The sequence below is a fragment of the Paenibacillus taihuensis genome (assembly GCF_003386535.1).
GTDB lineage: Bacteria > Bacillota > Bacilli > Paenibacillales > Paenibacillaceae > Paenibacillus_Z > Paenibacillus_Z taihuensis.
This window is the reverse complement of the sequence record NZ_QTTN01000014.1, coordinates 86,860-113,728: the sequence shown is the minus strand read 5'-3', so window position 1 is coordinate 113,728 and position 26,869 is coordinate 86,860. Positions and strand designations below refer to the sequence as shown.

Below are 26,869 nucleotides of genomic sequence, written 5' to 3'. Positions count from 1 at the left end.
AGCGAAATCCCCGTTAACCTAGATATTAATGATCTTCGGGGATTTTAGTTTTTCTCAACCAAGGTTAAATGCGCAAGGGTGGGCTCTTCGGCTTAATCTCCTTAGCGTCCACAGGCGGGCATAACCGTTTTAGAGTAAGACCAAAGTACTCACAAACTATATTTTGATTTTAAAAGCGCAATATCTTTTCTCCCATCTTTAAATTCTAAGCTATTTAATACCTTATGCTCCGTTTCAGGTGTCCAATAAATTTTCAAATTTTCTTTTGCTCGCGTGATTGACGTATAGAAAATGTTATGAGTAATGAGTTCTTCGATCTCATTCGTAATAACAATTTTTACAGAGTTATATTCCAACCCTTGTGCTTTATGGATAGATACAGCATATGCTACTTGAAACGGAACGACTGCATCTGATGTCGAATCATCATCCTCATCAGTGCTTTTAAATTTATTAACAGAAAATCTAATGATGGAATTTCCGTTTTGTGCAGTGCCGATAAAATTGAAATCATAACCTTCAGCATCAAATTCGTTTATTACCTTGTCGATTTCAATTTCAAATTGTATTTTATCCTCATAGACATCTATTCCAGTGATTTTCCCCTTCAAATTATTATAAATAAGGGGGGCAAATCGTTCCGATTCATTAAATAAAATTGGATCGTTAACTTTATATGTATTGATCCCCCACTGAATTGGAAAGCTCGGATTATTACCCTGAAGAAATCTATTAATATTATTTATGCCATATAGGCCATCATAATTTAGACAGAGAATAATTTGTTCATCTTCAGAATTATCAAATATTGACTCATTCAATGAAACAGAATAATTATTTTTTACTAATGGTTCTAAAATAGCAATATCTATAGTTCGTACTTTGTTCCAAACATTTAGCAGGCCTTGATTTGTAGTACGATATGGATTTATTAATTCAAAAACAGATTTTGCTGATATGAATGACCGTGCAATACTAAACCAATTTCCAAATACAATTGATTCAATTTGATAAATATCCCCGACTAAAATCAATAATTTGTATTTTGCTTTTTCAAGAATCTCCTTCATGTCCGTATTACTAACTGTACTGCATTCATCAATGATCAATAAATCACATGTATCATCAGAATCTTTTGATGATAAAAACTTTCGAATAGTCTTAAAGGAGCAATTTGCAGCATTTACTTTACGTCTAAGATTATCTACAGCTGGATTTGTGTTAGCTAAATATAACTTTTTCCCGTTATTGAAGAAATTCGATACATGGTTAATCAACGTAGATTTACCTGTTCCGGCAGAACCATAAATGAAAGCTACACGGGAGTTTATAAACATTTGCTTTAATGCGGTTTTCTTCTCATCGCAATCAATATTATAAGCAGATGACTGTAACCAGTATTCAACTGAATTCAAGTAGTTATCAATACCAGATGAAGATATCTCCCTGAGCTTTTTAATAATTTCAACGCTATCTTCAGCGTAACCATCGATATAGATATGGTCTTTATAGTTTTCCAATCTTCGATGAAGATGTTTGCGATATAGAGCGCTATTATACTTCTGCAAAAGAGCGTCTATATTATCAAATCCTTCAATATTTTTTTTTGGAGTGAACAATACTCCATTCCTTTCAGTGTTGTTTTTAATAAATCGTGCAAGAAGTTCATGTTCTCGACCTGAAGACTTTATGCACTCGTACAAATCTAAGATTTTCGGATTATGATTGCTCAACGATGTATTGAACGGCATTTTATCAAACGGAATACAGCGATTGCTCAAATTCAAATAAGATAAGTAATTATTTTCTCGATTGAAATGCTGCTGCTTTAAAACCTTGTTGTTTAATTTGTGAAGTAAATATCTGATTACATTACTGCCAGGACGATTATTTAGAACTAGTTCACGACTTTTTTCTAAAGCTTCAAAAAAACGAAAATCCGTCACACTTCTAAAAATTTGATTTTTTACATGCAAGAAGTAATCCTGAGAAGAATCTATCAAGTCAACTAAACTCATACCCGTTTCAGTCAAGAAACGCATAATTTCTCGATATTCTGTCGAGCCGCCATTAATACGTTTCGTCCCAACTATTTGTGCAAACCTATTAAGTTCGCAAGGACGTATCGACACTTCCCATCCCTCAATAATCTGAATAGGCATTATCTTTCCCATTATTTCAATAGTATCATTTCTTACCGAAAGCTTGACAGCGTAATTGCTTGAAATATCCAGATTAGTAAATGCTATTACTCTATCGAATTTGCTTGCCTTATCATTAGCAACAGTGAAAGTCACTTCATAGTATATATAATGGTTAATAAATATCGGTTTAACTTTTTGAATATAGTACCGATCATTATAAGAACTTCTAGTTTTATTCGAATGAGATTGATTTACTCTAGCAGCAATTTTTTCATAATACTCTGATAGATTAGAATCAGTATCAAGAGGAAACTTGTCTATATTTTCTAGCACATTTATATTATACGTGTTTTTTAGAAAAATCTTAATTTTCAGCAAGTACTCGTAGTACTTTAACATAAGTCTTTCTGAATTCCCCTCATCAAGAGTGTAATGGGAAGCAGAAATTTGTAACAAATCGTGAAATTTAGTTAGAAATTTATAACTTCCTTTTGATCTTATATGTTCAAGAGCCTTTGTAATATTGCTGTATGTGACTTCAATATCATTGCCTGCTCCATATATTTTCACTGCAATTGATTCAACGAAGTTTCTAAGTTGTGATAAAATATTTTGAGACAAAAGTCCTCTTTCGTCGGAACTAAACTTATCAATGTTATTACATATACTACTATTTATAACTAATATATTAGAATTAATTTTCACAATGCATTCTCCCTCTATTGTTTTTTTTATCAAGCAATATATTTTTGTGCGTAGAAAGACAATCTGAAGTGGTGAGAAATCTTGACCATAGACCTTAGAACTATATTGAGATACATAATTCGCCATAAAGTTTTCACGTCCTTCCAAACACACGTTCCACTTAACGTGAAGGAACGTTTCCCGAAAAGCTATTACCACCACGCATGGTCAGATTTTAAACTTTTTCCCTTCTCGTGTTCGCGCTTCCCAAGAAACTCATCTTCTCTAGCTATAGTGGGATCATACCAATCGGCTTTCTTCTTTGCCCAATCGATCCATTCCAGGTCATCGCCTTTATGGGACGATTCCAATGCTGAAACATATGCCCTGATTTTACACGCCATTGCGTAATCCTGAGCCAAATTCGTCAATGCAGCCGTACGCTCAACTTCAATTATATAACGCTTTCGGCGTTCTTCTCGTAATCTCTCTGCTTCTTCGCGTTTACGGTGCTCTTCTTCACGCACTTCTCGATCTTTTCGTATAATTTCGGATGCTTCATACATCTCGATCAGAAGAATTACTAATTGATCTTCCACTATGGAAGACTTGTTATCACGAAACCTTTTACTTTGATTTTGATTTATAGTGATACACAACTGCCCGTTAATTACGTAATCATATTTGCGTAAATTCGGTTTCGAAGCCCAGGAGTACCGCTTTTTATCTTCCTCATATTTGCGAAGCTGATTCTCTTCTGACTTTGTTATAACATGATCGATTTTGTCCTGCATTTCATATATCTCTAGGGACACCGATTCATTCCGAACAATAAATGTGAGAGAATCCGTCACTGAACCTCCCAACCGTTCTATAGCATGAATAAGTGCCCCAAGGATTCGATAAACACGTGGAAGTGCCTCTTTCGAAATCACACCAGCTAAAAATGGAGGACTGGACCTATAAGAGCTGTAGTTTTGACGGCTTCTTTGAGCGCCAATTTCTTTTTTATCGTTCTTGTTCCAATCACTTACAACGTTCTTATATGCAGCGACTGTAGGGTGTGCTTTTACCCTTTCATGCGGGATCTGTATCCGACTCGCTATACTTAACACCTTGCTCCTTTCAACCTCATTGAGGAATGTCAACCTATCTATAAGGCTGTTGCAAGCGGATTCCGAATACAATCTTGAAAATGCGCCAGTATCCCACCCTGCTTCTAATGAATCATCATCCTTAACATATTCCGGACCGGCACCAGCATTGCTTACCGCGTTACCATCCTGCTGTGCGTCCTCAAGTTTTACTTTTGAAATGGTTGCCATACCATTATCAATAATCTGTACTCTTATTCGCGGCGTTTTTGAACGAGGAATAGCAACTTCATTTATAGTGGAGTTTGGAAGAGGTGGTTTCGATACCGACTTTCCGAAATTTAACTTCGTCCAATACCCTGAAGGTGGTATGGGCACATTTACTTCTTTACAAAGCTTATATATAAGGCCGTACGATGTGCCATATTTCCTAGCAACACCAGCAAGCGACAACTCCCACACCTCGTTATAGATCTGCTCGCGAGACAGCATCTGAGATTGATCCTCGACCATCTTTAAGACCTCCGATACTTGGTAAAATAAAAAGAGCAGAATTTATATCTGCCCCTTTGCCGGCCAATATTCCTCTCGCAGAAAACCTAAAGGTTAGAAACTATGGCTTCCCCCCTCTACACCTCTATTGGCCAATCCTTATATTTTTTAGCCAATAAGGGAGGTTTACGTTTTCTCCATCTTTACTTCTCCGAATTAGTAATACTGTTCAATGTACTGATAAGCTTTATCAAAGACTTCTTTGTCTTTAATTTTGTATTTGACCCAGACAACACTTCTAAGAGCTTTCTTCACTTCCTGTTTTCCTGCGGTTGTACCCTGCCAACCATCGAATCGTACAATCTTAACGATATCATCTATATCGCCAACAATTCGTTCGACGATAATTGGTGTCTTTGAATTCCTCAACCCATCAAAAAGCTCCGTTAATGCCGCCTTCCCTTTATCCACTTCTTCCTCAGGCACTACTTCTTGTTCAGCTTCTGCAGCTTCCCGCGCAAGTTCTAATAGCAGTTTTAGAAACTCAATACTGGTTATTAGCCCTTGTTCGTGTTTCTCTCGGAGACTTTCAAGTTTTTCTCCTAACTTAACAAATTTAACGTCATTACTATGTTTTCGAATTTTCGCGACCAAATCAATTTCAACTTTAATCGTTGTCTTTCTCAGATTTTTTTGTTTTTCAATAAATTCATCGATTAAATCTGCATCCATCGTAAGAATTTCCATATCATCATGTACTTCTCCGACTTGAAGATTCTCGTGAACTAGTTCCAATGTTTTCGCCCCAAGAGAAGCCCAAATCAACCCACCTCTTCCATCAGTAGGTTTTACTGATTCGAATACTCTTGTCAGCCATTGATAATCGAATTTCATTGAACTCAGAAACGGATCTGGCGATATAGCATCCCACGCTCTATTGAGTACTTTATAATCGGCTCCAAATTCGTCTTTGATTTTATTGGTTGGCAAACATTCTTGTGCAGCTATTAAACCTTCCCAACCATCTATTGTACGGTCTACTCCCATGAAATAACTCAAACACTTACGCATTAGAGCAGGGATCTGCTTTTTGACATCTTCAATATTCGAGATGACCTTTCTCATACTCGATTCATCAAAGTCCAAAGCTGTTGCTACATTATCAAAGATACCTATGTAGTCAACAATCAAACCGTGAGTCTTTCCTTCATCATAGGTTCTGTTAGTACGGCAGATGGCCTGTAACAAATTATGATCTTTCATTGGCTTATCAAGGTACATTGCCTGCAATATAGGTGCATCAAAACCAGTAAGAAGCTTTGACGTTACAATAACAAGCTTCAGTGGGTCGTTAGGTTCTCTAAATCTATCTAAAACCTTTCCTTCTGCGTCCCTATCACGTTTATACGCTTTATACTTATCCTCTTTGTCATTATTGGTGTCCATAACGATGGTAGTTGCTTCCGGACCTAGTATTTTATCAAGTTCTTCTTTATACATAAGACAGCACGTTCTGTCATAACAAACAACCTGACCTTTGTATCCATTGGGTTCAATTTTTTCCCGGTAATGCTTCGCTATATGCTCACATATCTTTCTGATGCGCTTGCGGTCATACATGATAGCTTTCATGTTGACCCTTCGAGACAGCTCTGCTTTATCTTCTTTAGATAAATTCTCTGTTAATGCTTCGAATTCAGCATCAAGCTTTTCTTTATCCACATGCAGGTCAACTGGTACCGGTTCGAAATTCAATGGTAGCGTCGCATTGTCACGGATTGAATCCGAAAAGGAATACTTGCTCATGTATCCACTCTTATCCTCAACTGCACCAAACGTATTGAACGTATTTTTATCAATACGATTAATCGGTGTACCTGTAAGGCCAAAGAAAAACGCATTCGGAAGAGCAAGACGAATCTTACTCCCTAGATCGCCTTCCTGAGTTCTATGAGCTTCATCCACCATAAGTATGATATTGTCTCTAGGGTTAAGTTCCTTTTTAATATCACCAAATTTAAAGATTGTGGTAATTGCAATCTTTCTCTGGTCCCCTAAAAAGAAGGATTCTAAATCGTCCTTTGAGCTAAGGCTGACAAGATTAGGAATATCAGATGCGTTAAACGTTGCAGTTATCTGCGTCTCTAGGTCAATTCGGTCGTCAACTATAACTATTGTTGGATTGTTTAGTTCAGGCATCATTCTAAGTTTTTGTGCTGCAAAAACCATCAGTAACGATTTACCCGAACCCTGAAAGTGCCAGATAAGCCCTTGTTTCGGGTATCCGGCCTTTACACGTTCCACAATAAGATTCGCACCCTCATATTGTTGATAGCGGCATATGACTTTATATTTGCGATACTTTTTATCAGTTGCAAATAATGTAAAAAACTGAAAAATGTCCATGACTTTCTCAGGTGTAATCATATCTTCAACACTGATCTTCACATCGGCAAGACTTCCTTCACTTTTATGATCCGGAGTATGCCATGGACCCCACATTCCAACTGGCATGCAAACTGAACCGTATCTGTAACATTTGCCTTCAGTAGCAAAATTGAATATGTTAGTTACAAACATGCCTGGTATGCTTTTTTCATATGCAGCTATATCTCCAGCAGCATCCAACCATGTTATAGAATTACGAACAGGCGTTTTCAACTCACCAATCACCACAGGAAATCCATTAATCAATAGAACAATATCTAATCTTTTACCGTTCTCTTTTTGTGGATATACCCATTGATTGGTGACAACATATTCGTTCAACTTTAGGTCTTCTTTAGTCATTGTTCCAAAAAATCGAATGGGAATCATTCGTCCATCTTTGCCGAATGGATAGGAATTCTCTTCCAAAACCATCTTCTTGAACATTTCATTCTGCGTTACTAGATTGTGCGGCTGAACCGTCAATATTAACGTCCGCAGTTTATAGATAACTTCATCTGCGCGGGATGGTTCTTCAGCAATTTCAGGATTGAGTCGAATGAGCGCCTCTTTAACCAATGTTTCAACCATGGCATCCGAGTATTCGCGTGACAACTCTTCGGCAGACATGTACTTCCAGCCATTACTCTTGAGCGTTGTCAGCGTCAATTGCTCTATCGTATTGTCTTCATTAAACATCAAGTGGCCTCCAATCTTAATAACAATATCGATATTGATTACATGAAAAACCTTTGCTTTCGTAGTAAACGTCTCTCTCGAGCTGGTCAACGACGTTAATTCCTACAATTAACTTTTCATCCATAAAATCTCTTGCTTAATCTTGTAATAATATGAATCGGGAGGAAATCAAATAGCATTACATGTCAGCCGAGATTCTCAGAAAAGATTCTCTTGTAAGTGGAATCCAGCTCTTTAAGTGCTTGTTCCAGCTCAAATTTTGATTTGTCGGCCTGTTGGACGAAATCTTCAAACTGATTTTGAAGTTCAATTGGTGGTATTGGTATATTTATTTCCGAAAGAATCTTTTGGTTTAGATTTTGAATATTAGCTCCTCTTCCAACCATATTTTGACGAACAGAATTTGACTTAAATACCTGTAGTAAATAAGGTATTTTTAAACTATCAATGACCAAGCGATAACGTATGCAAAATCCACTATATGTTATTGAACTATCTTCTGGATACACAGCTAAACAACGTCCCACAAGTTCCTTGTTACCGTTGGAACGGACAAAAACAATATCTCCGTTTTGTAACAAGTATTCTTCTGACGGATGCGAATTAAGAGTTATCGTCGGCAGTACTGATGTATCTCGTATTTCTGACAGGTCTTTAAAATCCCCGACACCAAGACAATGTATCTTTATCCCTGACTCATTAGAAGTATAGTTTATCCCATTTTTACATGTTCCAGTTTCAAGCAGGGGTTTTGACTGCCATCCCAATGGATTAGTAATTGGATCCCCAAACATCTCGATAAAATGCGATTTCACTAGCTGCTCGGTTGCAGTTAGTAACTTTCTATAGCTCTCAATAGTATCGTTTATTGCCCGGAGGGCCTTAGCTAGTTTTCTTTGTTCTGCTAAAGGCGGGAGCTCAAATTCAAGAATTTTTAGATCACCCCAGTTTATTGTTGGAGAGAGTGAACCCACTGAAATTTTTATTGCCGCATCTAAGAAGTAGTCTGAGCTTATTAACAGCGGAAAAAAATCTTTATCTATGACATTCTCTCTAGGCCTCAAAACCATGCCGTGCGCAGAAAAAATTCCATCAAAAGGAGAAATTGCTACCTTCTTCTGATAAGCCCTACGCTTTCCGAAAAGTACATCTCCTTCTTTCATAACTAGCTTTTCACCTGTTGGAGCAACATCAGAACCGTAACGTGTTACTTTCAAAGTTCCTGGGTCGAGATGTTCAAGACCGATATAAGTAAAGCGATCTTCCTCAACTGGCTTTTTCTTTTCCGTGCTGTTATATGCAATCTCTTCAAAACGATATTTTGCCATACCGTATACCTCCATTTATCTGAGATATGAGTGAGCAAAACCAGCCCTTTAAGAGCTCGATAAATTTAGATTTCACCAACTCATCTATCTTCTGTAGCAGTTTTTGGTAAGTCTTTTTAGTTGTCTCTATAGCCCTGAAGATCTTCGCCAACTCACGTTGTTTGTCCATATCTGGCAGTTCTACGCTCTTTATCAACATCACCCAAGAGCACTCTACTCATCACTTCCGACCTGCTTCCCTAGCATTTCATTTAATTTCATATAGCGTAATTTCATTATTTCTGATGCAGTTCTCCAATCCTCATAGCATTCCTGCAGAGATCGCTCATCTACTTCGATATCTTGGCCCGGATGCTTAATATATAGCGGGATGCTCAAAGAGAAGTTGTTTTCTTCCAAATCCTGAATTGTTACAACACGAGCGAAATCGCTATCCGTTTTATATTCATCGTAAGCTTTAGCGATTTTTTGGATGTGCTTTTCCTCCAAAAAACTCTGCGCATTTTTGCGTTCAACTTCATTGACTGCATTGATGAAAAGAACTTGACCGCGGCGCTCTGGGCGTTTATTCATTCTACAAATAATGATACAAGCCTCCATCGGAGAGTTATAGAATAGATTTGGACCTAACCCTATAATGCATTCAAGCATATCATTGCGAATGAGATTTTCTCGCATCGCGCTCTCTTCATTTCTAAATAGTACGCCGTGAGGGAACAGAATTGCACAGCGACCAGTTTCCTTATTAAGGCTCTTGATTATATGCTGCAAGAAAGCATAATCAGCGCGTCCTTGTGGTGGGACACCAAGGAAATTCCGACCATATTTGTCGCTAGCGAATGCTTCACGATCCCATTGACTGATAGAGTACGGTGGATTGGCAAGGATCAAATCAAATTGTCTTAGCTGACCCTTTTCAATAAAAGCAGGCGCTTTTAAAGTATCACCATTGACAATATCAAAGTCTTTCAACCCATGAAGAAAAAGATTCATCTTGCCAATGGCGGATGTAAGTGCGTTAACTTCTTGTCCAAAGACCGATACATTACGCCATTCTTTTTTCTGATCCTTCAAGTATGCAATTGCTGAAATCAACATCCCAGCACTGCCGCATGTAGGATCATATATGGATTCGCCGGATTCGGGTTTTAGCATTTCGGTCATCAAGTGTACCACTGTACGGTTCGTATAAAATTCCTGCGCGGTGTGGCCGCTGTCATCAGCAAATTTTCTTATCAAATACTCATATCCCTGACCTAACTCATCCTCCGGGCAGTTCTTAATTGAGAGCGTTTTAGTGCTGAAATGTTCAATTAACTCTTTCAGTAACCGATCAGGGAGGCGATTTTTATTCGTCCAAGCTCCATCACCAAAGATGCCTTGCAGTTTGTTGGCATTTGCATTTTCTATTTTTCGAAAAGCATTCACAATTGCAACTCCAACATTCTCTGTTACTTCTCGAACATCACGCCAGTGAGAGCCTTCCGGCACGATGAAACGGTGATTCTCCTCCCAAGTTAAAGCTTCTTCGTCTCCATCGTATTCCTCTAAAATTTGTTCGCATTCCTCATCATAAACATCGCTGATACGCTTGAAGAACAACAGCGGGAATATATACTGCTTATATGCTCCAGCATCGATATTTGTACGTAATAGAACAGCAGAACTCCAAAGGTAGGATTGCAATTCTTCAATTGTAATACGCTTACTCATTGACATATCCTCCTTCCAGGAGTAGTTTCATCATTTCTGCTTCAGCTTCAACCATCTCGTCAAAAGCTTTAAGATACTCTCTTCGAACCTCTGCCGGCGGCACAGTTTCTTGTTCATTCTTTTCGAAATAATTGTTGATTGCCAGTGTGTAATCTTTACCGCGGATATCGTCTAAATTGACGATCTTAACATGTTCAATTACATCCTCGTAAACAGTGTAGTAATCAAACACCTTCCGAATGTCATTTTCAGTCATAATGTTCTGTGCTCGCTGGGGAGTATAGATGCTTGATGCATCAATCATGCATATACGACCTTTATGATTATTCGGCTTTTTATTATTCAGAAGCAGGATACAGGCCGAGACACCCGTTGAGTAAAAAACGCCACCTACTAATGTAATGATGCATTCCAACTTATCGGATTCAACAAGTTCTTTTCGAATCTCGCCTTCTTTACCACCACGGAACAATACACCTTGAGGAAGTACAATTGCACACCGCCCGCCATTAGGATCCATGGATTTTACCATGTGCTGCAACCAAGCAAAGTCTCCATTAGAGTCCGTAGGGCATCCCCATAAATTGCGACCATAGATGTCCGAACTAAACTGTTCAGCACCCCAATTCTTTAAGGAAAATGGCGGATTCGCTATGACACAATCGAAGGTTTTCAGCTTGCCACCTTCCAGGTAATTTGGCGATCGAAGCGTATCACCTTGAGAAACCTTAAAATCATGCGCTCCATGAAGGAACAGGTTCATTCTGGCAATGGCAGAAGTGGCGAGGTTCTTCTCTTGACCATAGATGCGCCCATAAGTAAGTTTATCACCCTTCATATATTGGATAGCCTCAATCAGCATCCCACCAGTGCCCGCTGCGGGATCGTATACGGACTCACCAACTTGAGGAGCCAAGAGCATAACCAGAAGCTTTACAATTGAGCGAGGGGTGTAAAATTCGCCCGCATTCTTCTTTGATAAGTCCGCGAATTTTTTAATCAAGAACTCATAGCTGTCTCCCATAACATCAGCAGAATAGTTGCTATTTCCGACCTTTATTTTCGACATATGTTCTACAAGGTCTTTCAATCGTTCATCCGACAACTTTGTCTTGTCTGTCCAGTTTGCATCATCGAAGCTACTAAATACACCGTAAAGGGTGTCCGGATTGGCACGTTCAATGCCGTTCATAGCATTGATTATTGCAACTCCAACATTTTCGCTTACTTCACGAACGTCCTGCCAATGACAGCCATCGGGAATGATGAAACGATGGTTTTCTGGAAAACTAGCAAATTCTTCATCGCCACCAGATTCCTCTAGCGCGGCTTGAGTTTCCTCGTCATATACATCAGATAGTCGTTTAAAAAATAGAATTGGGGTTACATAGCTTTTATACTCATCCTGATTAATTGGGCCGCGCAAAATATTGCAGGCTTCAAAAAGGTGAGAAAATAGCTTTTGACTTGTTGTTTCTTCTGGCTCCGAAGTACTGTTTTTCAGTGCTTCATCAGCAGCATCCATTGCTGATTGAATCATTTCTTCTCTACCTCCCGTTTTTATTTTGGTTCCGGCAGACTCTTCTTTTATGCTGACGCTCCCTGAAGACTGAATCTTTTCCATCTTTGCCGGATATAAGTTTTCAAACTCAAGCAGTATCTTCAGGAGCCGCTCATCAAGAAATGTCAGTGCGTGCTTTCTGATATGTGTCGGCACACCGTAGTAGGCTTCTGCCACACCTCCAGTAATTGCAGCCAACGTATCACTATCCCCACCGATTGAGACAGCGTTCCGGATTGCGTCTTCAAAATTGAGTGACTCGAAGAATGCAACAAGTGCTTGCGGAACTGTTTCTTGGCAAGTCTCGTTAAATTGGTATGTTTCCCGGATTCCATCAAGCGTGAAATTCACTGGGTAGTAGTGCTTATCAATGTAATCGCGAATTTCTAAGATATTTTTTCCGCTTCGAGCCAGATAGACTGCAACAGCAGTAGCCTCCGCACCTTTTATTCCCTCAGGATGGTTATGTGTTACAGCTGTCATCTTGTGTGATAGCAATTTAGCCTCTTCAATGGAAGTAGCTACATAGCCACAAGCACTAACTCTCATTGCTGCACCGTTTCCGAAACTGTAATAAGGCTCAGGCGAATCACTATATATCCATTTATAGAACATCCCCCCATACCCACTACTCGGGTAGGGTCTTCCAATTGCTTGCATGGATTTGACAGCTTGATCAACCAAGTCACTAAAATCACGTTTACAGATCATAAGTGCTTCACATATCGCTAATGACATTACCGAGTCATCAGTGAAAAAACACTTGTATGTTAAAAAATCAAAATTTTTCGAGCGATGATTATCCCATTTAAATCTGGAACCGACAATATCGCCAATGATAGCCCCGATCATGTAATTCCTCCCTGGTGCCGGGCCGATACTGTTAGCGAAGCCTCAGCATAGATTCAGACTTTTAAATAGCACTCCCGTTACAACAGTGTTATTTATGTCAATATTTTATTGTTTCACATTCATAATAGTTTTTTGAAGACGCTCCATAACATCATTCCATCTGTCCTCAGCAAGACGAATGCTTTCTACATACCTGGAAAGTTCCTGCTCATATTCTTCTGCGATCACCTTTTGTTCTTCAACCCTGAGCAACGGGATTTCTAGCGTCTTCAAGTCTTTGTAACTAATATTAATAACGACCGTCCCTTGCTGGTTTCCTGCTAAAACTTTGTTCCCCATCGGGCTATCCAAGAAAACTTTTAGGTACGTCCCTAAAAGCAGTTTTTCATTCGGTCTTATTACAATAATGTTTGATGACGCGATGCAAGGATACTTCTGTTCTTTAAAAACCGCTATTCTGATCGCTGTCCCCCGTGCTGGCAATAATAAATCCCCATCTTTAAGTAAGTAATTCGCAACTTTACGTTCTTCCTCTTCGATGTGATCAAGACTCGCATAATCAATGTCATAATTATTAAGGTTAGATATATTTACGACTCCAATGCTGCCATTAGCATCTTTTTTGTTGATCGCCTTTCCGCGAAACACTTCAGCAATATTACCTAATTCTTCTTTTTTAATGCTCGAGTTCTGATAACGCTGCCAATCTTCATCGACCATCCCAAAGATATGATCAACATTCCAATTACCCATTTCCATCAGCTCTTCCAGCATAACAAATGTATCATTAATGAGAACCAGTTCATTGATTCCATTTTTTTTAATGTTACTTGTAGCTGCCTCATACCTCTTAATCATTACATCTTCTGTACGACCAGTTGTAATCGTAAACATATACGTCTTAATAGCGGTAGATGCAAATATCCCACTTGGCAGCTCAGCTATTTCCTCTAATTTATACATGCCTTGTATAAATTCCCTTAAGTCTTTAATCGACCCCGCAGCAAAAGTTATCCGAGCTGGAAGTACAATTACCAACACACCCGAACTATTCAAGTGTAAGAGCAAGTTTTCTACAGCTATCATTTCATATTCTCTACAAATGAAATCTCCGTTATCTACTCGGCGCTCTCTTGCTCCAAATATAGGTACCGCCAAAATTAAATCAAACTTCCTCGATGAGAACTCGTAATCATAGATACTTGTCTGCTCGACAATTACATTGACATGCTCCTTAAACATTTCATCAAGAAGAACTTTACTCACGTTATTCATGGTAGTTATGAAGAATTCACAATCAGAATATCGGCCTACTAATTCAGTAAGGTAAGGTGCAAATTTTTCAGCTTCAGGAATCAATACCGTCCTAGTGTTTTGATTAAAGTGTTTTTCAAATTCGGTAATCAGCACTTTCGGTATATAAAACATCTCTTTATGATCTGCAGATGCGAGAGCCATTTCCCAATCAATATCTTCATCATCCATAGCCATAAAAGCACTAAAAAACACCTTTGAATCCATGAATGGATTTTTCATTCCGTAACTATTCGATATAGAAAGCATCATCTCATAAGCTTTCTGCTCAGTAGGTTTTTTTGAATTTACAAACTCCTCTTTTGTCTTATTCAAAAGGAACAATGCACCAGGCAACTCTAACTGAGCAGTATATCCCCTCAATGCATTATATCGATTCCAAATTTGGTTCATCCGTTTATCGTTACTCATCTTTATAACCCCCTCGCATAACCGTTCACGTTATCCTTCGTAGAGAATAACACTCCAGTTAATTTATGTCAACACGTATTTAGTTTTGGTATTTACATACCAAAACTAAATACGTGTTGACACTCACTTTCATTTGTCTAATGCTTTCTACGTGCAATCAACAAGATTAGCCTTCGAGCGTCTTGTACACCGGGAAACCACGAACCGCTCATGAGACGGCTTCGGCGACAACGGCCGTGGCTTTTCATCGCCTCGGACAGCGCGAAGTGATGAAAATTTCCTGCTTTGGATCGGTTTGGTTTTTCATTACGTCACGGCGCGCAAACTTATCTTACAGGAAGTTCGAGATTTCGCAGAGAGCGATTCACGTCGTTGGTTACGTTCACTACCGCACCTCCAGCCAGCATACGATGTTATTAGCACTGTTCAAGCGTCCGAGCTTCGCCGCTTGTTCCATAGCCTACAGAGCCTTGTCACAGTCATATGTCAAGGCAGGTAATGTATCATCTAAGGTACCTCCTTGAGCTCAGAACGTTCGAGACCGTCCATACGCTGCTTGCCAAATATTCGGATATGAGAGCTAATGAGCCCCGTGTGGTGCGAGCGATTCTACAGTGTGTGTGTGTGCCAATGCGGACACTCAACTCGCGTCCGGCCCGATCGGAGGATTACGAATTAGAAATGCTTGCCGTCAAACTCGCAATAGCCGACCGATCTTCTCTCGGGTGTATCAGCATGCGGCAAATGATGTTCCAGTAAGCAACGAAACCCTTCTTGTGCTGTTCAAACAACTAGATTATTGTTTAGCCCTTCTTAAGTGATCGCACTGCCAGTCGGCCTCGCAGCGATTCAGCAATCCTGGTTAAAGGCTTGTACATCGGTGACGTTCTGCAAGAAACTAACTGGCTCAGCCTCATGTAACCGACCTTGCTTCTCTAGCCGCGCGTACGGTTGCAGAAGGATCTGAAGGCCGTCGTGTGACTTGAAACGCAGGAATACTTCCGCCATTCTCAAGTTCTCGCTAGCGCGGCGACCTACACCGCTGGTATTGTTGAAGATCAAGCGTGTCGGTACACCGCCCTGCGACGGAACAAGTCCTGCAAGCCTTGAGCCACCCCCCTGTATTCTCCGCCTAAGAGCTTAACATTTAGGCAAGTAGATGCTGAAAATGTCACAAGCAACATTAAGTCAATGGGATATTATTTTGGAATCCTTTAAAATATAATCAGAAGTGAACAGGTATCCGGTGGTTAAAGAAAGTTCAGAGCAGATAAATGCAGGAGGAACTATGGCTGATAATGAAAACGAGTTCAGTGCTTTGCCAAATGAAATACTGTCGTTGACCGATCGAGGTGATGATACGCAAAGAAGGTATAGGTACCAGAATGCGTACACAGTTTTATTAGCCATCAAAATGTATAACGGAGAACTACCCTATAAAGAAATTTATTGTGAACTTCATGAAGACATTCTGGCAGTTAATGAAGACGGAACATATGTGGGCATTCAAATTAAAACGAGAAACCAATCTGACGGTTCGTTTGATATTGGCGATGAAGCTGTTAAGGAGAGTCTGATTCGATTCATCAAGCATTATAAGAAATTTCCAAATCAATTTTCTGGTTTTCAACTTGTATCTAACTGCGGTTTTCGCGAAAACCGGTCTGGCAAAAATCTTTTAAATCTACTTGATCTGGCGAAGAGTGGAGAGATCGTTGAAACAGATAAATTCGATAATTTTGTGCAACTCCTAATCGACAGAACGAGTGTAACAAGAAAGGAAATATTGAATGTATTGGCGATCACTTCGACGCAAACAGGACCGGGAATGAACGATATTGAAGCGAAAATCATTGCATATCATCTTGCCCGTTTGCAGATATGTAAGGATGCTTCCGTTGATGAACTTGAAACCACTTACAGTATGCTGCTTGATAAAATTTATGGTGCTTCCTCCAAACGCTCGGAGAACGGATTGGAGGACTACGCGGCGTTTTTGGATGGAAAATTGATTGAACAGAAGGCAGAACTAAGCGCAAAAAAGATAACAAAAAAAGCTGTCGGTGATCTCCTTGGGAACTATGCCAAATTATTCGTTCGCTCGACTCGAAAGGACTATGGAGACAAGCTTCTTCAGATTGAAGCTTTGGAATTCGAAAAGTCGTTCGTGAAAACCCCATTTTATGAAGAAGCAGCTTCCGCAATAAGGGACAATAAGCTTGTACTAATCAGTGGGGATTCGAGAATGGGGAAGACAATTACCTCGGTCATGGCTGTTGCCGCAATGGCTTCAAGCTACGAAATCATTTATGGTTTAACGTTGGCAGAAATACTGAAAATCGTACAATCGGAGCCGGATAGAGCCCAAGTCATACTTGTTCATGATTTTGTAGGACAGGACGAACTATTAAATAATGAATATTTGTCTGAAGCGGATCGATTGATCCAAACCATCTGCCGGCTTCCGAAAAAGAAACTGGTACTTAATTCAAGAAATTCAATTCTTAAAAAACTAGAGAAGCACAAGGTCGGAATGTTTCAATTCTTACAAAATCAAGCTATTGAAGTCGAAATCGATTTCACCAAATCTTCAACTCAATGCAAGTTTGATATTTTACGAAAGTATATTGACCTCAATCAGTTACCGAAGCCATTTCTGGTGCAAATAAGCAACCCGCAAGTTCTTACGACGATTTTAACGCATCCCAACTTCAGTCCGCTTGTCATTAAATATGCCACTCAACCAAAGGATGTGGTACCAGCCCATTATGTGGATTATTTTATCAAGACGCTGCAAATACCCGATGAAATATGGAAAATCGAGGTTGCCGCTTTGAATTACAATGCAAAGGTGTATCTGTACACGCTTGTTTCCCTTACGAAATTCAGCATTGATAAGGCTATTGTCGATAAGTGTTATTACAAAAGATTAAGCGCCCATAAAGAAAAGTTCGTGGATGAGACACTGGAAAAAACGATAGGCAGTTTGAATGGCACGCTCTTGCGCCTTACTGTGAATGGGAAAATACAAGCTTGCCACCCTTCGCTTAACACTTTTATGCAAGGTGAGATTGGCGAATTAGAAAAAAGAAACATAATTGATAATGCCTTGTTTATCGAACAAATTGAATACTTTAACGACCCCTACTCCGAACAAAAGTTGAAAGAGTTGATGTCAAGTAACGGTTTTTTTGAACTGGAAGTTTTGCCCGTTATGCTCCAATACGACGACGGAGCCTCCGGATTGGAATTAATGAACACAATAACATTGCAGTATTTAAAGTATATACATTTGTTTGGGATTGAAGATAAACGTCTTGAGCCACTAATTATTGAATTTTTGAATAGGATTCTTCCCGATAGACTTCTCTTGTTCCATTCACTGGATGAAATAGTTATTCCAGTGTTGTCCACAAAGTTTTATGATTTGTCGGATGTATTATCGAATGATGAGCTCATGGAAGTCGCTTTTATTAGTTCGCATCAAGAAAATATTTGGGAGTTGCTCAAGCTATGCTTCGATAAGACGAATGAGGGAGTGAACTTTCTCACTTTGCCTTTGAATATTCAAAAACAGGTAAGGGATAAATTAGATATGACGGCGCAAGTCGAAATCGATGGTTTTATTTATTTGAAATTGGATGAGTATATCGAGGATCAGAAAGATGAATGGGAATGGTATGAGTGGGATGAAGAAGACATAGAAGAAAAGGCCAAAGAACTCATCGAAGACATTGCAAATGACCACGAAGTTGAAATTAAGGACGATGCTCGGAAAGCGATTTTCGATAGGATACAATCGCAAAAAATATATAATTTTGATATCGAGAGTCTAGATTATTACGATAGCATTGACTATTCCGATGATTTGTATAATGATGCTGAAAAGAAATTGTTACAATACCTTCGCTGAGAATGACAAGGGATATAGAATCACTCTGTCAGATCCAATACAGACTGAAACTCGGACAAGTTCGGCCATTGGGACGTATCGTATTACCGTTTACAACACGCTAGTCCGCCATTTCATTTGTATTGTATTCGCTCTGCTTTTCGATTTACAAACATCACACTCCGGAAAATACGTATTAGACTGATCCAGACAACTAATTCAGAAATAGTCATGGACGAAAACCCAGAACAGTAGTGTGCCTTGAAACGCAGGAATACTTCCGCCATACTCATGTTCTCGCTGACACTCAGAGGCCTCTTCCGCTGGCATTGTCGAGGATTAGGCGCGTCGGTACGCCCTCCATACGACGGAACAAGTCCCGCAAAGCCATGAGCTGTATAGAGGAAAGTATCATAGTGGAGTTGTTGATTTAGCAGGGTTTTTGAATTGAAGAATCGTCAGATTTTTGAAGAAAAGTTTTAGATGATCCATTAATATATAGCAGCGGCAGACCAAGACTTGATAAACAAAGTCTTAGACTGCCACTGTTGTCATTCGAATAAAGTTTCCCATTAGGATTCATGGGGCGATAACGATAGTACCCATCGACTTGATTGAATGTATACTAAGAGATACAGTTCATTTATGGCAGATCATAAAACTCATTAGATTGAATCATAACAATTCGCTCTTTATCAATTTCGCATTTAAGTAGACTTTCACGCATACGCTTTTCTTCTGCTGGAGAGAAATAGTGAACGATCCAACTTGCTTTTTTTGATGTTCTATGATCTATTTCTTTAAAATAAGGAATATCTACACCAGACAATGAATGTCCTATAACAATAATTTCATCAATATCTTCACCATGCAATCTGCTGAGCTCAAGCATATATTCGCGAATATCCTTATAAGTTTTTCTAAAATAATCTTCCATTGCGCGACGAATACTCATTGCCTTTTCATTCTGATGACCTTCTGCTTCATGGCGTTCATCTCTCATGCGGTCTATTATTTCTAGATTACCATGTCCTAAAACAGGCTCTATATCGTCTTCTCGTATAGAGCCATGAATGTGAATGACTTCATATGGGTCGATCTGGTAGACTTTCTCCAGCACTTCCGTATAGTTAAAGGTTATATAAATGGCTTCATCATTCTGACTTATTAGAGTGGTTCTACGCCTAACATTATCAAGGTTAATCGTTTTTACCCACTCGTCCAGATGAATAGCTAATTGTTCAATGTATTGATATTGACTCGCGTTATAGTGATCTAATGTATCAATAATGTCATATTCATTTTCCAATCCCAAGTCCATGTGATCAGCGTTATCAACAATATGGTCTAAGTCGATATTGGCCAGATTGGTTTCCAATTCATACCAAAGTAAGTTGCCTCTGCTTTGTTTATGTACGTCCTCCCGATAGTAGGGGGCAGATGTGTCAGCTGGGTATAAAGAATAGTTTTCCTCGAAGGACATTAAAAACTGCCAATGTTCATCTTCAAGAAATGTTCGAAAATCCCAATAAGTAGTACGTAAGTCATGCCCTCGATCAAAACCATTCCCTATTATAAAAAGCTTCAAGTTTAATTACCCCCATTTTGATTTTCCTCAGACTCTTAGTATTACAATGCTAATTTTCGTAACTGGTCTACAATGCGTTGTAGTCCAGTCAAGTTACCTCTGTCCAAGGTGGAATAGTAATCAATGTGACCTTGTGTCGCCTGCAAAGCTTTTTGGAAATAGACATCCCCAAAATCTTTTCTTATGCTCTCGAGTAAAAATTGATTCGTCGCGTTGTTGAAGGCTCTTTTATATGTCGAACCGCTCATCATTGCCAAAAATATGGTGACAAAAGCTTGCGCGGACCCACGCGCCATACCAGTTGCTTCATTGATTTTCAATGTGCCGTCCGTTCTCGTCAATTGGTTCAAATAGACTTGTTTCGCAAATGGATATGCCCCGACACTCATCTCCAGGGTAATTTTCATACTTCACGCTTCCTCTCGTTTTCTCCAATTATACTATATCCACTATTTTCTAGTCCTTTATAAAAAAATACATTTCGAATTCCCAGCTCCATCCGCTCCACCAAAATCCACCTGCGCTTCGCTGGGCTGCCAGTCCAGTTTACGTATTGTACCGGTACTCTCACAAGCGCCGGACGAGCGGATGATATGAAGCATCGTGGCGATGCACTCTGTCATGAGCCGCTTGCGGCGAATCGCGGTACGCCGCTGCTTGTAGCAAGAATAAAATAAATATAAAAGGTGTGCTACTTATTCAGTAAGCACACCTTCTTAATTATTCTGAGTTGCAAATTACTTTATCATATTGTTGAATTCTTCTTCATCAATTATTTTAACGCCTAATCCCTCTGCCTTTGTTAACTTACTTCCTGCTTCTTCTCCCGCAAGGACAAATGACGTTTTCTTGGAAACACTGCCCGACACTTTACCACCATGCATTTGTATTAATCGGGTAGCCTCGTCTCTCTTTAGATTCGGAAGCGTTCCGGTAATAACAAATGTTTTCCCCATAAATCTGTCGTCTTTGCTTATTGCTGATACTTTTGATTGGGTATTAACACCTGCATTTTTCAGTTTTTCAATTAATTCATGCGTACTGTTAAGACTAAAGAAACTCAGAACACTAGTTGCAACTGTATCACCAAAATCCGGTAACATTATTAATTGATCGTAAGTAGCATTACTAATATCGTCTATGTTTGCAAAACTAGAAGTCAACTCTCTTGCCGTTTGCTTCCCTACATTTTTTATTCCAAAACCCGTAATTAACTGGTCCAAATCATTTTCCTTTGATTTATCAATCGCATTCAGCAGGTTATCAACTGACTTCTCCCGTCCAATTATCCCTTTCTCAATTAGCTCATCACGATGTTCTTTAAGGTAATAAATATCTGCGATATTTTTTATATATCCTTCAGACATGAGCGACTCGACTGAACTTGGTCCAAACCCTTCTATATCCATCGCATCTTTAGAAGCAAAATAGGTAATTCCCCTGCTCAGTTGGGCTAGACATTCGTTCCCACCACAGCGGGTATCCGCACCGTTTTCATCTCTAACAGTAGGAGAATTACAGATAGGACATATCTGAGGTATTGTGAACTTAACGGCATTGCTCGGTCTTTTCTCAGGAATGCTTCTAACAACCTCAGGGATTATGTCTCCTGCCTTTTGTATTACAACAGTATCACCTATTTGTATATCCTTAGAATCGATAAAATCCTGATTGTGTAAAGTCGCTTTAGAAACTTCAGTGCCTGCTAATATAACTGGCTCTAAAAGAGCTAAGGGCGTTAATCTGCCCGTACGACCTACTTGTACTTTAATGTCTCTAATAACCGTTTCCTTTTGCTCTGGTGGGTATTTAAAGGCAATCGCCCATTTTGGCACTTTACTTGTCATTCCTAACTCTCTTCTGTCGTTCAAATTATCAACTTTTACAACGGCTCCATCTATACCAAAAGATAAGCTTGATCTCCTCTCCCCTATCTCTGATACACACTCCCATATTTCATCTGCTGTTGTACAAACTTTATAATCAGGGATTGTTTTAAATCCTTGATCTTCTAACCATTTCAACGTTTCACTATGGGAGATGAATTCTTTACCTTCTGATATTTCAAGGTTAAAAACGAATATATCCAGGTTGCGATCTCTAACAACTCTTGAATCTAACTGTCTTAAAGTACCTGACGCTAAGTTCCTTGGTGTTTTATATTTCTTACCACCCGCATCATTTTGTTTCAGTATAACTTTTTCAAAGGTTTCATTGGACATATAAACTTCCCCACGAACCTCTAAATAAGGCAACTTAGTTGGGATCTCTTTAGGAATCGACTTTATCACTAAGAGATTTTCGTAAACTGATTCACCAACCTGATCTCTCCCTCTCGTAATTCCTTCTGTTAATTTGCCATTGTGATACCTTAACATAACGGTCAAACCATCAATTTTCATCTCAACTACAAATTTAGGGTTTGAAACCTGTTCGCTTACTTTTTTAACAAAATTGTATACATCCTCTTTTGTAAATACATCTTGCAGACTTATTACTGGTACATCATGTCTTACTTTCCTCAGCTCACGTTTAACTGTCCCCCCTACTTTTTGTGTAGGGGAATCCTCACTCATAAATTCCGGATACTGCTCTTCAAGAGTTAGCAACTCTTTATAAAGCTGGTCATATTCGTAATTAGTTATTTCTTCTTGATCCATACCATGATATTTTTCATCGTGATATCTTACCTGTGCTCTTAAGTTCTCAATCTGTTCTCTGACATTCATAATAATCACACCCCCCACTTTCTTAAACAAACGTCATCTTAGAAACGGTATTTATTTCGTTCATTTCTTTTATTCCCAAATTGTCAAAACAAAGCCCTCAACCACCATTGTTAACTACATTATCTCAACTATAACTTGGTTCATAACTTTTGCTCAATAAAATATACTTACTACCCGTACGACCTACTTGTACTATGATGTCTTTAATAACCGTTTCCTTTTGCTCTGGTGGGTATTTAACGGCGACCGCCCATTAGGGACCCTACTTTTCATTCCTAATATTTTTTTATCAACTTTTATAACGGCCCCATCTGTACCCTAACTCTCAATTGATAATTCAATATTATATATCCGTTTTTTTAGAATTTCACTTAGAATACATATAGTGAAAACGGGCCCTATAATTACACATAACTACATAAGCTACATATGTTAAATAACTATATATAACAACCGCCCAGCGCGGGAACTTGTCCGTATAGCCAAGCGCTTCGCGCGTACGCATGTCGGTCAGCTTAACCACGGCACCGTCAATCAAGAAGTTATGCTCGCTGCGGCCAGCGGCAACGCGCTCGAGCTCCGCCTGCACTTCCTCAATCGTAGAGCAGTAGACTGCGTACGGATTCACTTTGAACCGGTTATCGCGCAAGAACTGGATCATCTGTTCGTGATTCTCGAAAGATACGCCATCCGCATAGCCGACATTATAGAAGAACGCATTCAGCTTCCGCTCTGCTGTAATGCGAGGATTTTGGTTACGAAGCGCGCCTGCTGCCGCATTGCGCGCATTCTTGAGCGGCTCAGCTGCCGTCTCGTTATAAGCTTCAAGGACGGACAGATTCATAATCCCTTCGCCCTGTACTTCAATTAGCCCATCTGTGAACGGAATCGTGAGCGGAATGGAACGAATCGTCTTGACCTGTGCCAGGATGCCTTCGCCAACAACACCGTTACCACGCGTCGATGCCTGTACGAGGTTGCCCCCGTCATAGGTAAGATTGAGCGTCAATCCGTCGAACTTCAGCTCAATGACATAGCTAGGGTTAGGCAATGGAGCAACGTCTGGATTCTTCGTGTTGTAGTCAGCAACCGCCTTCGTAACACGCGCATTCCATGCCAGCAAGTCTTCATGGTCCTGTGCCTTATCCAGACTCCACAGCCGCGCAAGATGACGGTGAGGCTCGAAGCCTTTCAGGATATCACCGCCAACGCGCTGAGTCGGTGAGTCCGGCAGAATCTGACCTGTCTCCTGCTCCAGCTTCACAAGCTCATCATACAGCTCGTCCCATTGTTTATCGCTAATCGTCGGCTTATCCAGCGTGTAGTAGTTGTAATTGTGCTCCGCAATGAGGTCCACAAGCTCGCGCATCCGCGCATTCTGTCCCGTTTCTTTGGCAGTGGTCATTTGATCTCATCCCTCTCTCGCAAATGCATCTCTTAAACTTTCGTAATCGGAGCGAAACTAGCAAGCAGCTTCTTAAGCCCGACCGGAGCAGGGAACGCAATCTGCAGCTCCTTATCATTGCCTGTGCCGCGCACGGACACAATCGTGCCGATGCCCCACTTGCCGTGCGACACTTTATCGCCGGCTGCGAAATCTCCGCCGCCAGCCGCACCGCCTGCTCCAGCGGCTCCGCTCGCCGCGCGAGCAGCATCCATCGGCGTGCTGACGCGAACGCCGCTGCTGCTCCCTGCAGCGCCTGGACGTGCCGCAGCTCCGCCAGTGCGCGCACCCGCAGCGCCAGCCGAGCCGGCTGCTCCGCCGCGGAAACCGAAGCCGCTGCCGGAACCGCCGCCTGAGCTTCCGCTGCTGCCGCCGAAGCGACTGCCAGAGCCGAAGCCAATGCCGCTGCCCGAGCGTCCCCCGCGGCCAGCTTCGCTCTTCAGCTCGTCCGGCACCTCGCGCAGGAATCGCGAAGGCATGTTGGCGCTTGTGCGTCCGAACAAGGTGCGCATCCGCGCGCAAGTGAGGTACAGCCGCTTCTCCGCGCGCGTAATGCCTACGTAGGCCAGACGACGCTCTTCCTCGAGCTCTTCGTTATCTTGAAGCGCCCGGCTATGCGGGAATACGCCTTCTTCCATCCCGATGATGAAGACAATCGGAAACTCCAAGCCTTTGGCGCTGTGCATGGTCATAAGCACGACCGCGTCCTTCACTTCGTTCTCCGACTCATCCTTATCCATGGAGTCGATGTCAGCGATTAGCGCGAGGTCGGTCAGGAACGAAACGAGCGACTTGTCCTCGTTGCGGTTCTCGAACTCCTGCGTAACCGACAGGAACTCGTCGATGTTCTCGAGGCGGGCCTTCGATTCCAGCGTGTTCTCGCGGTGCAGCTCCTCGCGATAGCCGCTCAGCTCCAGCACCTTCTCCGTCAGCTCCGTTACGGACAAGTACTCTACCATCTGCGTCACGTTGTTGATCATATCGCGGAATTCGACCAGCGCCGTACGAGCGCGTCCCGTTACGTCGATCCAATCGATCCGGTCCAGCACAGCGAAGATGGAGATGCCGCTTAGTGCCGCTTCACTCGCAAGTTTCGCCACTGTCGTGTCGCCGATGCCGCGTTTAGGCACATTAACAATCCGCTCGAAGCAAATATCGTCATCGGGATTCGCAATAAGCCGCAAGTAGGCGAGAATGTCCTTAATCTCTTTGCGGTCATAGAACTTGACGCCGCCGACGATTTGGTATGGAATATCAGACTTAATGAGCGTTTCCTCGATAACACGAGACTGCGCGTTCGTGCGGTACAGAATCGCGTGCTCGCCAAATTTACGCCCTTTATTATTCACGGCCTGACGAATCTCGCCTGTAACGAAGTAGCCCTCGTCATGTTCGGTATCCGCCTGGTAGACCGTAATCGCATCGCCTTCGCCTTGATCGGTCCACAGCTTCTTATCCTTCCGGCTGCTGTTCAGCTTAATGACAGCGTTAGCGGCATTAAGAATGTTCGACGTCGAGCGGTAGTTCTGCTCCAGCATAATCGTCTTCGCTTCCGGATAGTCTTCCTCGAAGTTCAAGATGTTCGTAATATCCGCGCCGCGCCAGCGGTAGATCGACTGATCGCTGTCACCCACGACGCATATATTGTGATGCTTGTCCGCGAGCATTTTGCAAAGCATATATTGCGCCCTGTTCGTATCCTGATACTCATCGACGTGAATGTAGCGGAACTTGTTCTGATAGAATGCCAGCACATCCGGCACTTCCTTGAACAGCTCGATCGTCTTCATGATGAGATCGTCGAAATCCAGCGAGTTGTTGCTCTTCAGCCGCTTCTGGTACTGCGCGTATACTTTCGCCACAATACCGTCGAAGTAGTCGCCGATCTTCAGCTCGAACTGCTCCGGCGTAATCAATTCGTTCTTCGCGCCGCCAAGCGCTGCCTGCACGCTCTTCGGCTCGAATTTCTTCGTGTCGATGTTCAGATCCTTCATGCAGTTGCGAATAACCGACAACTGATCCGCAGAGTCCAGAATGGAGAAATTGTTCGAAAAGCCGATCCGGCTCGCGTCTTTGCGCAGAATGCGGACGCACATCGAGTGGAACGTCGAAACCCAAATATCATGACCGGCATTGCCGATGAGGGCGCTAACCCGCTGCTGCATCTCTCTTGCCGCTTTATTCGTAAAGGTAATCGCCAGGATACTCCACGGCGCTACACGCTTCTTCTCAATCAAATATGCGATACGGTGCGTCAATACACGCGTCTTGCCGCTTCCCGCTCCTGCCATAATGAGCAGCGGACCATCTGTCGCTTGAACGGCCGCGCGCTGCGGGGCATTCAGCTTCTGTACAGCCTGGTCGATGCTAAATTCATTCAACATAATAAACTCCTTTGTTCGCATTTGTTCGCCTGTCTTAAGTCTAGACAACCGCCCGGGCAGTGTCAATCATACGAGCCTGCTTTCGCGAAATAAAAACGGCCTCCTGCAAGCGA

Annotated in this window: 12 protein-coding genes and 1 pseudogene; 1 reads left to right on the top strand and 12 read right to left on the bottom strand. The window is 41.2% G+C overall.

Annotated features, from left to right (window positions below):
• Positions 1 to 149 precede the first annotated feature (149 nt).
• The 7 genes from A8990_RS13675 to A8990_RS13640 form a co-directional block, all read right to left on the bottom strand.
• On the bottom strand, positions 150 to 2,996 hold the full coding sequence (locus A8990_RS13675) for an ATP-dependent DNA helicase (RefSeq protein ID WP_245996009.1): 2,847 nt from the start codon (positions 2,994 to 2,996) through the stop codon (positions 150 to 152).
• A 44-nt stretch (positions 2,997 to 3,040) separates the two neighbouring features.
• Positions 3,041 to 4,435, bottom strand: a complete 1,395-nt coding sequence (locus A8990_RS13670; protein ID WP_116189597.1) for a hypothetical protein — start codon at positions 4,433 to 4,435, stop codon at positions 3,041 to 3,043.
• A gap of 195 nt (positions 4,436 to 4,630) precedes the next feature.
• Positions 4,631 to 7,540, bottom strand: coding sequence for a type I restriction endonuclease subunit R (locus tag A8990_RS13665; protein WP_116189596.1), 2,910 nt, complete (start codon positions 7,538 to 7,540; stop codon positions 4,631 to 4,633).
• Positions 7,541 to 7,725: 185 nt separating this feature from the next.
• Positions 7,726 to 8,868, bottom strand: coding sequence for a restriction endonuclease subunit S (locus A8990_RS13660; protein WP_116189595.1), 1,143 nt, complete (start codon positions 8,866 to 8,868; stop codon positions 7,726 to 7,728).
• Positions 8,869 to 9,081: 213 nt separating this feature from the next.
• Complete coding sequence (locus A8990_RS13650) at positions 9,082 to 10,581, bottom strand: type I restriction-modification system subunit M (protein WP_116189593.1); 1,500 nt, start codon at positions 10,579 to 10,581, stop codon at positions 9,082 to 9,084.
• Positions 10,574 to 12,994 (bottom strand): N-6 DNA methylase, encoded by a 2,421-nt coding sequence (locus A8990_RS13645; protein WP_116189592.1) that lies wholly within the window; start codon positions 12,992 to 12,994, stop codon positions 10,574 to 10,576. The genes A8990_RS13650 and A8990_RS13645 overlap by 8 nt, the downstream gene beginning before the upstream one ends.
• A 105-nt stretch (positions 12,995 to 13,099) precedes the next feature.
• Positions 13,100 to 14,719, bottom strand: coding sequence for a restriction endonuclease subunit S (locus A8990_RS13640; protein ID WP_116189591.1), 1,620 nt, complete (start codon positions 14,717 to 14,719; stop codon positions 13,100 to 13,102).
• Positions 14,720 to 16,007: 1,288 nt separating this feature from the next.
• Here A8990_RS13640 and A8990_RS13635 point away from each other — a divergent pair.
• Positions 16,008 to 18,632, top strand: a complete 2,625-nt coding sequence (locus A8990_RS13635) for a dsDNA nuclease domain-containing protein (RefSeq protein WP_116189590.1) — start codon at positions 16,008 to 16,010, stop codon at positions 18,630 to 18,632.
• 622 nt (positions 18,633 to 19,254) lie between these two features.
• On the opposite strand, the gene A8990_RS13630 is transcribed toward A8990_RS13635, so the two are convergent.
• From A8990_RS13630 to pcrA, 5 genes and pseudogenes are all read right to left on the bottom strand, one after another.
• Positions 19,255 to 20,199 (bottom strand): bacteriophage abortive infection AbiH family protein, encoded by a 945-nt coding sequence (locus A8990_RS13630; protein ID WP_116189589.1) that lies wholly within the window; start codon positions 20,197 to 20,199, stop codon positions 19,255 to 19,257.
• Positions 20,200 to 20,240: 41 nt separating this feature from the next.
• Positions 20,241 to 20,606: a hypothetical protein gene (locus tag A8990_RS13625; RefSeq protein ID WP_116189588.1), complete on the bottom strand. Its 366-nt coding sequence runs from the start codon at positions 20,604 to 20,606 to the stop codon at positions 20,241 to 20,243.
• Positions 20,607 to 20,936: 330 nt separating this feature from the next.
• Positions 20,937 to 22,928 (bottom strand): NAD-dependent DNA ligase LigA, encoded by a 1,992-nt coding sequence (gene ligA / locus A8990_RS13620; protein ID WP_116189587.1) that lies wholly within the window; start codon positions 22,926 to 22,928, stop codon positions 20,937 to 20,939.
• 451 nt (positions 22,929 to 23,379) lie between these two features.
• Positions 23,380 to 24,333 (bottom strand): annotated as a pseudogene (locus A8990_RS13615) (NAD-dependent DNA ligase LigA); the annotation flags it as partial.
• Positions 24,334 to 24,365: 32 nt separating this feature from the next.
• Positions 24,366 to 26,756, bottom strand: a complete 2,391-nt coding sequence (gene pcrA / locus A8990_RS13610) for a DNA helicase PcrA (RefSeq protein ID WP_116189585.1) — start codon at positions 26,754 to 26,756, stop codon at positions 24,366 to 24,368.
• Positions 26,757 to 26,869: the final 113 nt, after the last annotated feature.